Genomic DNA, 13,653 nt, shown 5'->3' with positions numbered 1-13,653 from the left:
TTCTTAAGAGGCAAGGCGACTTAGCCTGCATTAATGCCAACTTTTAGCGCACGGCTCTCTCCCAAGAGCCATTTCCCTGGACCGAATACAGGAATCGTGTTCGGTCTTTTTTTTATCCGGGAACCCGTCAGCCTGCTTGCGCGTAAAGCGTTTCCCATAACGCTTTGGCTTGACCTGTGCGCTAAGACCATACCACACCTTGATAGCTTGCCGTCCAGCGTTTTTTACTCAATTTGTTAATTATTTGTTGCGCAAACAAAAGGGCTGGGCAGGCAGGGTATTTGGCCGAGTGATGCATATCACAAAAACTCGCATCGCTGTGGTGACAACGCTACAATTTCGGCCTCGCTGACCGCATTCCTTGAGAAATGCGGCGTTCATGACAATAGACCTGCATTCAACTATGACTAATCAAACTGAGCTTGCCGCTCAACATGCGCATGAGAATAGCCTGCGCGCCGTGCTTCGCTCTCCCCGGCTGATCCAGCGCGAAGTGCTTGCCGGGGTTGTCACCGCGCTGGCCCTGATCCCTGAAGTTATCTCCTTTTCTCTGATTGCGGGCGTTGACCCGAAAGTCAGCTTAATCGCGTCTATTGTGCTGTGTTTTGCTATGTCGATTCTGGGCGGCCGCCCGGCAATGGTTACCGCAGCAGCCGGGTCGGTGGCGCTGGTTATAGGGCCGATGGTTCATCAGTACGGTATTGGCTATATTTTGCCTGCGGTGGTGCTGGCGGGCGGGATTCAGATCCTGTTTGGCGTGAGCGGACTGGCGCGAATGATGCGTTACATCCCGCTGTCGGTGATGACCGGCTTTGTGAATGCGCTGGGTATTCTTATTTTCCTTGCTCAGGTGCCTCATGTCTGGGGGCAATCGCCTCTGGTATGGGGTCTGTTCGCGGTGACGCTCGCCGTCGTTTTATTGTTGCCGAAACTGCTTAAATCAGTGCCTTCACCGCTGGTGGCGATTGTCCTGGTGACCGGTCTGAGTATCGCCCTGGGATGGGGATTGCCCACGGTCGGTGACAGCGGGCCTATGAAGGCTGGTTTGCCTGGGTTAACAGAGCTGCTGGTGCCGCTTAACGTCGAGACGCTGCGCATTATCTGGCCCTGTGCGTTGAGTATCGCTTTTGTTGGCTTGATGGAATCTCTGCTCACCGCAAAGTTAGTGGACGAACTCACCGACACACCTTCCAGCAAGCGACGCGAATGCTGGGGGCTTGGCGTGTCTAATATCTTCGCCGGTTTTTATGGTGGCATTGCCGGCTGCGCTATGATCGGGCAAACCATCGTCAACGTTGAACTGGGAAGAGGGCGTACGCGGTTATCTACCGTGGCGGCTGCGCTGGTGCTATTGCTGCTGGTTACCGTGCTGAGTGAAGTGATGGCGAAAATTCCGATGGTGGTGCTGGCTGGGATCATGATGATTGTGGCGGTGAAAACGCTGAACTGGCATAGCATCTCTCCCGGCACGCTGCGCCGTATGCCGGTGCCGGAAACGCTGGTGATGCTCACGACCGTGGCGATAACGATCTACACCGATAACCTTGCGCTTGGTGTGTTGGGGGGAGCTATTTTCGCTATGATGCTGTTTGCCCGACGTATTGCGCATGTGGTGCGTGCCGAGCGGCAGTTAGCGGCGGACGGGAGCGAAGTGACTTACCGGGTTCGTGGGCCGCTATTCTTCGCCAGTAGCAACGACTTGGTCGAGCATTTTCACTATGCTGATGACCCGGCACGGGTGGTTATCGATCTGACTCAGGCACAAATTTGGGATGCCTCCACCGTTGCCGTGCTGGATGCCATTGAAACGCGTTATCAGCGTTATCAGACCCAGGTCGAAATTGTGGGTCTGGACACCCATAGCGCCGATTTTCATCAGCGCCTGAGCGGAAAGCTTTAGCCGTTTTGCCGGCGGCGTTCAGCCGCCGGTTCTCCCCAAACATTCCCAGCATGAAATGCCATTTTTTGAGCGGCAGGTCACAATTTCTCACTACTTTCCGCTGCCCGGCCGACGGTTTGAATGACAAGCTGGGGAAATAAACATTTCAGTAACATTTCCGTTGCCAGCCAATACGGAATAACTTATTGCTATTTAACCGCTTACTCAGCGTAAGCGGCCCCGCCTCCACTATAACGATAAATAACAGGATACTTTATGACGACAAACGATGCCGTCCGTGAGGACGCTGCGCGCGGTTTTTGGCCGACGGTCAAAACCTTCCCGGCCACGGTGATTGCGCTGCTATTTTTTACCCTGGTGATTCGCTTTAGCTACTTTATGGCCTGGCCGTTTATGACGGTGATCATGACCCGTAATTATCACCTTTCCCCGATCTCCGTGGGCGTGGCGATGACCAGCAGCGCGCTTTTGGCGGTTGTGCTAGGGATGTATGGCGGGCAGTTGTCGGATAAATTAGGCCGTCGGGGCGTGCTCTCCCTGGGCTGTGCGCTGTCGTTTGTCGGGTATGCGCTGCTTGGGCTGGCGACGGGAATGACTTTATTTATCATTGGGCTAATGATTGTTGGCGTCTGTTTTGCGTGGGTAGAGCCTCCCACGCGTGCCCTGATGAGCGACTTGCTGGGCGATCGCCGTCGTCGCGCTCTGGCGCTGCAGATTCGCTATTATTTGGTGAATGTGGCGGCGGTTACCGGGCCGCTGGTGGGCATAGCGTTTGGGCTGACTTCGCAGAAAGGCACCTTTGTGATAACTGCAGTGAGCTATTTACCGCTGCTGATTTATACCCTGTTGTTTATCCCTGCGGGAAAGCTGGTAGCAAAAGAAAGTGAACCCCAGGCCGGCGTGAGATTACGCGATGTTATGCTGATCATCGCCAGGGATAAATTGTTTGTCGCGGCGATGTTGTGCAGCACGTTGTGCGCCGTGGTTTTCGTGCATTATGAGTCCGTGGTACCGCTTTATTTGCTTACGCTGGACGCAGAGGCCGCGGTAAAACTGATTACGCTGATTCTGGTGTCTAACGCCTGTACGGTGCTTATCGCCCAGCTTTTCCTGGTTCGCTTTCTGGCCCAGGTGAGCCTGCCTAACCGCATTATGCTGGGGGGCGCTATCTTTGCGCTTTCGCAGCTTTTGTTCTGGTCCGTACGTACGCCGGATGCGCTGCTATGGGTGAGCGTGACGGTTATTTTCAGCATTGGTGAAGCAATTCTGATGCCGAACCTGAATATTTTGCTGGATCAGCTGGCACCGGATGAACATCGCGGTGCGTACCTGGGCGCATCCACCCTGACGACGTTAGGCATTGCGTTGGGGCCGCTGATTGGCGGCGTAATGCTGACCCTGACCGGGGCTGGCGTGTTTTTGGGTACCATGCTGTTTAGCCTGCTGCTGTGCGCTATTATTTACGGCTGCAAATCCGGCCTTAAACAACGACTACAAGAGTAATACTGAGCGGAGTCATGATGATTACTGAAGCCCCACGTCTTGAAACGGAACGCCTTATCCTGCGCCACTTCACGCTGGATGACTACGAGGCGCTGGTTGCGTGTTGGTCAGACCCGGAGATGGTGAAGTTTATCGGCGGCGGAAAACCGCAGGATGGCGAGATGAGCTGGGCAAGACTGATGCGTTATATCGGCCACTGGCAGGCGATGGGCTATGGTTACTGGGCTTTGTTCGAAAAACAAAACGGGAGATTTGTGGGTTCGTTTGGGTTCCAGGAAGCTAAACGGAATCTCACGCCCGCTTTGGAACACCCGGAGGCGGGCTGGTCGCTTATTCCTGCGGTGCACGGTCAAGGGTATGCAGCGGAAGCGCTCGGCGCGGTTTTAAGCTGGGCGGATGACAATTTCAGTGGGCCAGTATGCTGCATTATCGATGACGATAATCAGCGTTCTGTTGGCCTGGCAGAGCGCTTCGGTTTTACTTTCCAGCACTACGTTGAGTACCACGGGAAGCAGGTACGAATGCTGTTGCGCCCGCGCAGTAGCTAATCTGGTTTGGCCCTGCTCAGAAGTCGCTGTACTCCTGGGCAGGCCGCCAGAATCCATCGATAAACTCTTCCACCGGGTAACAGCCGCCGTGGCGCATACGCTGTTCTTTCATTGCACTCAGACACTGCTTTTCGCTGGTAAAGACTTCCAGCACCAGATCGTCACAGCCGCCGTCCAGGTAACAAACAAATAAAACCAAAGCAAACATTAGCGCCTCAGAACCGCTTCGTTTGGTTTAAGTGTAGGGGAGCATGGGGAAGTGGGGAAATAAATAATCCGTCCCGTGGACGGAGAAAGCGCTGGCAAAAATCATTGATTTAAAAACTGCACTTTTGGTCTGAGAAAAACAAGGAATGATGTTCTTTGGTTTACTCCAGACGGCTGAAAACCACGTTTTTCTGCTGTTTGTCATCTAAATAACCCGTCTCAGGGACGGGTTCATCTTGAATTATGCAAGGCGCATAACCCAGGCATCGCGCTGACGATCGTAGTGTTTTAGATAAAGTACGGAATGTTCGCCGTCCAGCACGGCGGGAATAGAGGTTGCACCATCCCAGGCATCCAGCTGCATGCACAGGTCAGGGTCGGACTTACAGGGAATGCTTAACGTTCGATCCCCCTGTTGCTCACCGTGTAATTCGGCATCATCGATCTCGAAGATGCCGATCCGGACATTGGTTTTTGTCATCTTTTGGCTCCTTGTTATCTGCGCAGGTGGTATGACCAGTGGGTCACCCCAATTTGAGACTAGTCAAGGCAGCACAAATTGCCAACTTAAAAAGTGCTTATTTTTTTAACCAGCCTGCGGGGCGGCGAAAAGCTTACCGTCGCGCACCAGCTCTCTTGGGTAGCTGTTCTTCAGGCGCGAGCCGACTTTACGCGCCAGGCCGAGCGGCTGGCCCTGAAAAGTGACAACCACCTCATCCCGTGACGGTGTCACTTCTGGATAGATATCCCGCCCACGATACCACTCTTCGGCTTCGGCCTCGCTCAGCGGGAAGCAAAGCGGGTTGTCACTTTTTACCAGAGAAACCACGGCTTCATGCTGCCAGCGGAAGCCCTTGTTGTGCTGTTCGGCAAGTTTCAGGCCGATGCGGGAAAAACGGACTTTACCGATAAGCGGCTCAATCTCTGCCGGGAACAGCCAGATCTCTTTGTCGCGCAACCACAGGCTAAGTTCATCGCCCCAGCTAAGGCCTGATTTTGCCGCAGCGGCGGTGAGTTCGGCCGCTGCTTTGCCCCTCATTGGCGCGAAGGGAAATTTCCCTACTTTATAGCCAGGCGCCGGCAGCGGCTCGATCGAGGCCGTTTTACGTAAACGCGCCACGAAAAAGCCCTCGCAGTCATAAATCTGAGGGAAGACGTGCAGGAATCCTTCCGGGGTCAGCGCACGACTGGCTTCCGGGAAAAGCTCACTCAGGGGGGCTATTTCCACTGCATCTGGCCAGGTATCCAGTAGCCACTGGCACACATCCTGGTTTTCCTGGCGATTCAGCGTGCAGGTCGAGTAGACCAGCGTGCCCCCCGGACGGAGCGCGTGAAAAGCGCTCTCAATCAATTCGCGCTGAGTGTGGGCAATCTCTGTTGTGCTTTCAGGAGACCAGTTACGGAGCGCATCGGGGTCTTTTCGCACCACGCCTTCGCCGGAGCAGGGCGCATCGAGGAGAATTGCGTCGAAGGATTCCGGCAGCGCGGCACCGAATACGCGACCATCAAAATGCGTCAGCGCCACGTTGCTGATACCGCAGCGGCTGATATTTGCGTGCAGGACTTTTACCCGGCTGGCGGAATATTCATTGGCCAGAATGGCGCCGGTGTTATTCATGCGGGCGGCAATCTGAGTGGTTTTTGAACCGGGGGCGGCGGCGACGTCCATTACGCGCTGCGGCTGATTACCGTCGGCAAACAGCGCGGCAACGGGCAGCATTGAGCTGGCCTCCTGAATATAGAACAGGCCGCCCAGATGTTCCGCGGTACTGCCCAGCGGCAGGGTGTCTTCATCTTCTCGTTCAATCCAGAAACCCTCCTCGCACCACGGCACCGGCGTTAAACGCCAGTTATAAGGCGCGACGAGCGTCAGGAAGTCAGCCACGGATATCTTCAGCGTATTGACGCGCAGGCTGCGACGCAGCGGCAACTGGCAGTATTCGATAAAGCTTTCCAGCGTCTGGTCCGCGGGAAGTGCGTCACGAATCGCATCGAGGAATGATTGCGGAAGATAAACGGCAGTAGATTGAGCCATGAAAAACGCCCCTGAAAAAATTAAGGGGCGCAGTTTAACACGGAATTGCCCGGGCGACGTACCGCCCGGGCTTATGGCTTAGCGCGGAAGGGCGGTTCCCCACTGGCGCCACTCTTTCGGCTCACTTTCCAGCAGCAGGAAGTGCTTCCCGGCTTCCGCTTTAGGCGAAAGCGGAATTCCCGGTGGGGTCGCAAACGCAATACCGCCGCGAATAAACTGGTTAAAGGTTCCGGTTTTAACCACGCCGCCGGTTAAGCCAAAGTCCAGGCTATAGCCGGAAGCCAGCCAGAAGACGGAATTTTCACGGACCAGATGCTGGTAACGTTTACTGATACGCAGGCCAACCATGACGCGATCGGAAAGGCTGCCGAGCGTCATGCCGGTCACCGTGCCGACTTCAATCCCGCGGAAAAGAACCGGCGTGCCGATGCTCAGTGAACCGGCTTCGGGCACTTCCAGCACGATGTTCAGCCCGTCTGAGTAACGGGAGTCGGTAATGGAGGCTTCCTGCAGTTCGAAGTCGCGGCGCGGGTCGCCTTTGCCCGGCTCAACGTTGATGTATGGCTGGAGGAGGGTATCCAGGTGATCGACGCCCGCGGCAGAAATCTGCGGTGTGACTACCGAGAAGCGAGTGCCGCCGCGCGCGAAGGTGGAAACATATTCCGGGTAAAGTACGGCTTTCGCTTCGACTTCGCTGCGCGATTGCGTCAGGTTCAGCGATTCGAGCTGGCCAATATCGATGCCCAGATAGCGGATTGGCATCCCGGCAGACAGTTTCCCGGCATCAAACGTGTGCAGCGTTATCTGGCTGCCTACCGCTCTGGCCGCTGTTTCAGAGGCATAAAGTACGCGTTTCTCACCTTTCACCTGGCCGACGCTTGCGCCGGTCATGTTGTCAAAGCTAATGGCTCCCTTAAGCGCACGAGAAAGCGGGGAGGCCTGAACCGTCAGCCCGCTGCCGTTGAGCTGAACTTTCGCGCCACCCTCGGCCCAAAACACGGTGTTTGGCGTCAGCAACTTGCGGTATTCCGGCTTAATGTGAACATCAATATCAAAGTTTTCTGCGCGAGGGCGGATGGTGATGATTTCCCCCACCTGGAATTTGCGGTACAGGACCACGGAGCCCGTCTGAATATCAGGCAGGCTGGATGCCGTCAGCGTTAGCGTGGTGGTCGGGATGTCGCTCAGGCTGTTTTCAATCGCTTTATCCATGTTGGCGTAAAGCGGATAGCTGCTTTTCATTTCGCCTTTGCTGCCCGGCAGCACGCGAATACCGCCGTTTACCCATTCGTTAGCGCTGGCCCCCAGGAACTCAACGCCGTCCATGCCGAGCTTCACATCAATGCGGCTATTGACCACGAATTTGCTGTCGCCCTGCAGCAGATGACGGTATTGCGGATCGATCGCCGCAGAGAATGTGACCCCTTTGGCCGAAAGTGTTCGCTCAACCACCTGGCCGATTTGTATCCCGTGCAGGATGATGGGCTGCCCGGCATCAATGCCATAGCTTTCAGGGGCCGTCAGCGAAAGCGTGAGTACGTTCGGTTGCTGAAGCGGCGTTTGGTCACTGGAGACCACGGTGAAGCGATCCTGTGGCTCACCGTCGCCTGGAACCAGTTCAAAGGTGCTGCCCGTCAGTAAGGTACTGATACTTGGGTTATCCAGCGAGATTTTAGGGCTGCGAAGTTCGATGCGCGTCCCGCTACGCATCAGGCTTACGACGCCAGGATCAACGGTCATTTCTCCGGTGACAGCGCCGCCCGGATTAAGGTTTAACTTGGTCAATGAACCCACTTCCAGCCCCTGGTACATTAACTTTGTTGACCCTGCCTTAAGGCCATCTCCGCTCGGGAGGTCGAGGTTAATGATGACGCCGCGTTGGCTGTGCGCCAGATCTTCGTACAGGCCGAATTCGTCATCTGCTTTGGCCGGTTCTGAATCGTCAGGGGAGTCGAAAGCGATGGCGCCATTGACCAGGGCCGCAAGGCTTTCCAACTGAACTTTGGCGCCGCTTAAGCCAACATCGGCTTTCACGCCGGACACGTTCCAGAAACGACTGCCTTTTTTCACCAGGCTCGTAAAGCGGCGATCGACCAACACGTCGATGGTCACGCCCTGCTTGTTTTGATTGATGGAATAGTCGTACACCCGGCCAACCGGGATTTTGCGAAAATAGACCAGCGACCCGCTGTTCAGAGAACCTAAATCCGGGGCATGCAGGTGAATCATGAGTTCGCCGTTATCAAGGCGATACTTAGGCTGGGTATCGAGCGCGGTAAAATGGTCGCGCGGCTCGCCTTTACCCGGCATCATGCCGATGTAGTTCCCGCCCACAAGGGCATCAAGCCCGGATACGCCGGCAAGGGAGGCCTTCGGCGTCACCAGCCAGAACTGCGTGTCTTCACGCAGCGCATCCTTCATATCGCTTTTGATGCTGACTTTGACTTCGATTTTACGCAGGTCATCGCTCAGACTGATGTTTTGCACGGTACCGACCTCAACGCCCTGGTAGCGCACCGGCGTGCGGCCCGCGACTATCCCGTCGGCGGAGATAAAGTCGATGGTCACGGTGTTGCCGCGCTCCTGGTAAGTCGTCCAGATCAACCAGCCGGCAATCAGTAACGCAATAACAGGCAGTAACCAGAAAGGTGAGATCCGGCGTTTCGTTTTAATTCTCGCTTCAGTCGGTGAAGCGGGCGTTTCCTGACTCATGTGCGTCCCAAAGTAGTCGGCTATCCAGCCATTCGACGGCAAGAATAGTTAATATAACCGCCGCGCCAAAGAAGAGCGCGGCGGGACCCATCGTAAAAGCTAGCAGCTGGTCACGGTTAACCAGTGACATCATCAAAGCGATGACAAACAGATCGAGCATAGACCAGCGGCCAATCCAGGTGACAAAGCGCAGCAACAATATGCGGGTCCTTAAACCCTGCTGGCATTTGAAATGAATGCTGATCAGTAGCGTAATCAATACAATAACTTTAGTAAACGGTACCAGGATACTGGCAATAAACACCACGGCGGCAACGGCGATGTTGCTGTGCGCCAGGGAAATAATGCCCGAAAGAATGGTGTCCTCCTGACGGGCTCCGTTCACGTAAATGATAGAAATTGGCAACAGGTTAGCCGGGAGCAGGAATACCAGGGAGGCAATCAGTGCCGCCCAGGATTTTTGTAAGCTTTGCTTACGGCGATGATACAGCGGAATATGGCAGCGAGGGCAGCGGCCCCTTTCGTCCGGAACACCGGTAAAATGGCACCCAAGGCAAACCCGCAGCTGCGCATTAAAGGCCCGAGCCGGGCGCTGAGGGTAAAAACGCTCCCATAGCTGCTCAATGTTCAGGTGGATCATGGTCAACAGGCTCAGGATAACCAGGGCAATAAACGCAATCAGCCCGGGACCAGGCTGTATAAAGGCGTACTCGCGAACCTTGATGCAGGCCACGCCGATACCTACCAGATAGATATCCAGCATCACCCACTCTTTAAGCTTGTCCAGCATCAGCAGCACCGGGCGAAGATTCATGCCGAGAATGTTGCCAAAACAGAGGTAGGCGATAGCCGCGACCAGCGTGGCCGGCGCGCCGACCACGCAGAAGAGCACTACGGCAGCGGTGAGCACGTCTCCCTGGCTTGCCATCTGCCAAATCCCCTGCATGACGTTGGCATCGATACTCGAGCCCAGAAGATAGATGCGCAACAGCGGATCGGAAAAGGCGACGGGCATGAGCACCAGCATCGCCACGGCCATTGCCCCCAGACGCGTCAATGACCAGTCACGACCGTGGTGCACTCTGGCATCACAGCAAGGGCAGTAGGCACTTTGTGTTGATTTAACCTGGGGCAGAGAGAAAAGGGTATCGCATTGGGGACAACGCTGATAACGTGCCTGAGGCAAAGCCTGACTGATGGCGTGAATTTTCATTGTGCGTCGTAAGCCGGGGGCGTTGTTATCTGAATGATGCATTTAGCCTATCGTAATTCATAAAATGATACACCTTGTGGCACCGTGCATTTAATGCTTATTTTAGTATGCTACAAAGTAAAGCAAGACAACATAACGGTTATTTAATGAACAAAGAACAATTTTACGCGGATTTGAATCGCGATTTTAGTGCGTTAATGGCAGGTGAAACCAGTTTCCTCGCAACGCTGGCGAATACCAGTGCTTTGCTCTTTGAGCGCCTCGACGGCGTGAACTGGGCGGGATTCTACCTTCTTGAAGCCCAAACGCTAGTTCTGGGGCCCTTCCAGGGTAAAATTGCCTGTGTGCGAATTCCCGTCGGTAAGGGCGTATGCGGTACAGCTGTCGCAACAAGCACGATTCAGCGTGTGGAAGATGTGCATGCTTTTGATGGGCATATTGCCTGCGATGCGGCCAGTAATTCGGAAATTGTGCTGCCGCTAACGGTGGATGGCCAGACGATTGGCGTCCTGGATATCGACAGCACCGAGTATGGCCGTTTTTCAGAAGAAGACGAAATGGGTTTAAAAACCTTGGTTTCGCGGCTTTCAGACGTGCTGAGCGGCACTGATTTTAAAAAATTCTTCCCTCGATAGCATGATAAGCAACGGATAACGTGGCATTTAGCGATGGCGTCATTATAATGTCGCCTGTTCATGCCTGCGACTTATTGGCAATTCCGTTGTAATCAGGAAATTTCATGGAAAATCAACCTAAGTTGAATAGCAGTAAAGAAGTTATCGCATTTTTGGCCGAGCGTTTCCCTCAATGTTTCAGCGCTGAAGGTGAAGCTCGTCCGTTGAAGATTGGTATCTTCCAGGATTTAGTCTCTCGTGTTGAAGGCGAAATGAGCCTCAGCAAAACTCAGCTTCGTTCAGCATTACGTCTTTATACGTCAAGCTGGCGCTACCTCTACGGCATCAAAGCCGGCGCGACTCGCGTCGATCTTGATGGTAACCCTTGCGGTGAGCTGGACGAACAGCATGTCGAACATGCTCGTCAGCAGTTGGATGAAGCAAAAGCCCGCGTTCAGGCGCAGCGCGCTGAGCAACAGGCGAAGAAACGTGAAGCCGCAGCAGCCGCAGGCGTAACGGAAGAGGCACCGCGTCGCGAACGTAAACCTCGCCCGGCCGCAGCACCGCGTCGTAAAGAAGGGGCAGAGCGTAAACCACGCGCTGAGAAACCGGCACCTAAGGCACCTCGTGAAGAGCGTCGTACGCCGGTGACCGATATTGCTGCCCTGCAGGTTGGACAGGCCATTAAAGTCAAAGCCGGTAACAACGCAATGGACGCTACCGTACTGGAAATTACCAAAGATGGCGTCCGTGTACAGCTGACTTCTGGTATGGCAATGATCGTACGCGCAGAACACTTGCAGTTCTGAAACGGAGGCCTGACTCAGGCATGAACAAACTCTTTAAGCTTACGGCTATCGCCAGCCTGCTGTTCCTGGCAGGCAGTGCCTCGGCCCTGGACAGCATTACCCGTGCCGATCAAATTCCTCAGTTAAAGGAAGAAGCTCAGCACGCAACGGTGAGTGAGCGCGTGACCTCTCGTTTTACGCGCTCCCATTACCGTCAGTTTGATCTGGATGCCAACTTCTCGGCAAAAATCTTCGACCGCTACCTGAACCTGCTGGACTACAGTCATAACGTGCTGTTAGCCAGCGACGTTGCACAGTTTGCCGCTAAGAAAGGGCAAATTGGCGATGAACTGCGCAGCGGTAAGCTCGATATTTTTTACGACCTCTATAATCTGGGTCAGAAGCGCCGTTTTGAACGCTACCAGTACGCCCTGAAGGTGTTAGCGAAGCCGATGGACTTTACCGGTAGCGACACCATCAATCTGGATCGCAGCAAGGCTCCGTGGCCAACGAGCATCGACGAGTTGGATAAGCTTTGGGATGCGAAAGTCAAATACGACGAGCTGAGCCTGAAGCTGACCGGCAAAACCGAGCAGGAAATTCGTGAAACGCTGACTAAACGTTACCAGTTTGCTATCCGTCGTCTGACGCAAAGCAACAGCGAAGACGTTTTCTCGCTGGCGATGACCGCGTTTGCCCATGAGATTGACCCGCATACCAACTATCTCTCTCCGCGCAGCACCGAGCAGTTCAACACCGAAATGAGCCTTTCTTTAGAGGGCATCGGCGCGGTACTGCAAATGGATGATGATTACACGCTGATCAACTCAATGGTTGCCGGTGGTCCGGCGGCGAAAAGCAAGGCTATTACCGTCGGCGATCGCATTGTGGGCGTAGGCCAAACGGGTAAACCGATGGTTGACGTTATTGGCTGGCGTCTGGACGACGTTGTGGCGCTGATTAAAGGGCCAAAAGGCAGCAAAGTTCGCCTTGAAATCCTGCCGGCGGGCAAAGGCACCAAGACTCGCACCGTAACGCTGACCCGCGAGCGGATTCGTCTTGAAGACCGCGCGGTCAAGATGTCTGTGAAGACAGTTGGCAAAGACAAAGTCGGCGTACTGGATATTCCAGGCTTCTACGTTGGCCTCACCGATGATGTGAAGGTTCAGCTGCAGAAACTGGAAAAACAGAACGTGAAGAGCGTGATTATCGATCTGCGCTCTAACGGCGGCGGGGCTCTGACCGAAGCGGTGTCGCTGTCCGGCCTGTTTATCCCAAGTGGTCCGGTGGTTCAGGTTCGCGACAACAACGGTAAAGTCCGTGAAGATAGCGACACTGACGGCGTGGTCTACTACAAGGGGCCGCTGGTGGTGCTGGTTGACCGCTTTAGCGCCTCGGCATCTGAAATCTTTGCTGCAGCAATGCAGGACTACGGCCGCGCGCTGATTGTCGGCGAGCCGACCTTCGGAAAAGGCACCGTGCAGCAGTACCGTTCGCTGAATCGCATTTACGATCAGATGCTGCGTCCGGAATGGCCTGCACTGGGTTCGGTTCAGTACACCATTCAGAAGTTCTACCGTATTAACGGCGGGAGTACTCAGCGTAAAGGTGTTACGCCGGACATCATGATGCCTACCGGGACCGAGCAAACTGAAACCGGCGAGAAGTTCGAAGACAATGCATTGCCGTGGGACAGCATCAACGCCGCGACCTACGTGAAAACCGGTGACCTTACGCCGTTCGAACCTGAATTGCTGAAGCTGCATCAGGATCGCATCGCTAAGGATCCGGAGTTCCAGTACATCGTGAAGGACATTGCCCGTTTCAATGCCCTGAAGGAAAAACGCAACGTTGTTTCTCTGAATTACGCGCAGCGTGAAAAAGAGAATCAGGAAGACGACGCGACGCGCCTGGCCAGAATCAACGACCGCTTCAAACGTGAAGGCAAAGCGCCGATTAAGAAACTCGACGATTTACCGAAGGACTATCAGGAGCCCGATCCCTATCTGGACGAGACGGTGCATATCGCCATCGATCTTGCCGGCATGGAGCAGGACAGGCCGGCCGAGCAGCCGGCGGCGGCGAAGTAACCTCCCGGATGGGCACCAAAGCGGTGCCCATTTTTTTGCCTTT

The 13,653-nt window shown here is 54.7% G+C and carries 11 protein-coding genes; 6 read left to right on the top strand and 5 right to left on the bottom strand.

All coding sequences use genetic code 11. The annotated features are described in order from the left end of the window. The first annotated feature begins 403 nt into the window (after positions 1–403). From VW41_13180 to VW41_13170, 3 genes are all read left to right on the top strand, one after another. On the top strand, positions 404–1,900 hold the full coding sequence (locus VW41_13180) for a transporter (protein ID AJZ89917.1): 1,497 nt from the start codon (positions 404–406) through the stop codon (positions 1,898–1,900). 255 nt (positions 1,901–2,155) lie between these two features. After that, positions 2,156–3,403: an MFS transporter gene (locus VW41_13175; protein ID AJZ89916.1), complete on the top strand. Its 1,248-nt coding sequence runs from the start codon at positions 2,156–2,158 to the stop codon at positions 3,401–3,403. A gap of 17 nt (positions 3,404–3,420) precedes the next feature. After that, positions 3,421–3,951 carry a GNAT family acetyltransferase gene (locus VW41_13170; GenBank protein AJZ89915.1) on the top strand — a complete coding sequence of 177 codons (531 nt, stop codon included), beginning with the start codon at positions 3,421–3,423 and terminating at the stop codon, positions 3,949–3,951. 16 nt (positions 3,952–3,967) lie between these two features. Here the strand turns inward: VW41_13170 and VW41_13165 are convergent, their stop codons facing one another. From VW41_13165 to VW41_13145, 5 genes are all read right to left on the bottom strand, one after another. Next, complete coding sequence (locus VW41_13165) at positions 3,968–4,159, bottom strand: hypothetical protein (GenBank protein ID AJZ89914.1); 192 nt, start codon at positions 4,157–4,159, stop codon at positions 3,968–3,970. Positions 4,160–4,399: 240 nt separating this feature from the next. After that, on the bottom strand, positions 4,400–4,639 hold the full coding sequence (locus tag VW41_13160) for a hypothetical protein (protein AJZ89913.1): 240 nt from the start codon (positions 4,637–4,639) through the stop codon (positions 4,400–4,402). A 105-nt stretch (positions 4,640–4,744) separates the two neighbouring features. Next, on the bottom strand, positions 4,745–6,193 hold the full coding sequence (gene yebU / locus VW41_13155) for an RNA methyltransferase RsmF (protein ID AJZ89912.1): 1,449 nt from the start codon (positions 6,191–6,193) through the stop codon (positions 4,745–4,747). A gap of 78 nt (positions 6,194–6,271) precedes the next feature. Beyond that, complete coding sequence (locus tag VW41_13150; protein AJZ89911.1) at positions 6,272–8,905, bottom strand: hypothetical protein; 2,634 nt, start codon at positions 8,903–8,905, stop codon at positions 6,272–6,274. Continuing rightward, entirely contained in the window at positions 8,874–10,160 is a 1,287-nt protein-coding gene (locus VW41_13145; protein ID AJZ89910.1) for a membrane protein, read from the bottom strand. The genes VW41_13150 and VW41_13145 overlap by 32 nt, the downstream gene beginning before the upstream one ends. Before the next feature lie 104 nt (positions 10,161–10,264). Between VW41_13145 and VW41_13140 the strand changes: the two genes are divergently transcribed. The 3 genes from VW41_13140 to VW41_13130 all read left to right on the top strand — a co-directional run bounded on the left by VW41_13140 (position 10,265) and on the right by VW41_13130 (position 13,610). After that, positions 10,265–10,753 carry a Free methionine-R-sulfoxide reductase gene (locus VW41_13140; protein ID AJZ89909.1) on the top strand — a complete coding sequence of 163 codons (489 nt, stop codon included), beginning with the start codon at positions 10,265–10,267 and terminating at the stop codon, positions 10,751–10,753. A gap of 104 nt (positions 10,754–10,857) precedes the next feature. Further along, positions 10,858–11,541, top strand: coding sequence for a prop expression regulator (locus tag VW41_13135; GenBank protein AJZ89908.1), 684 nt, complete (start codon positions 10,858–10,860; stop codon positions 11,539–11,541). A gap of 20 nt (positions 11,542–11,561) precedes the next feature. Continuing rightward, positions 11,562–13,610 carry a carboxy-terminal protease gene (locus tag VW41_13130; protein ID AJZ89907.1) on the top strand — a complete coding sequence of 683 codons (2,049 nt, stop codon included), beginning with the start codon at positions 11,562–11,564 and terminating at the stop codon, positions 13,608–13,610. Positions 13,611–13,653: the final 43 nt, after the last annotated feature.

Source organism: Klebsiella michiganensis (assembly GCA_000963575.1).
In the GTDB taxonomy this organism is placed as follows: Bacteria; Pseudomonadota; Gammaproteobacteria; order Enterobacterales; family Enterobacteriaceae; genus Cedecea; species Cedecea michiganensis_A.
This window is presented reverse-complemented; position numbering and strand designations above follow the sequence as displayed.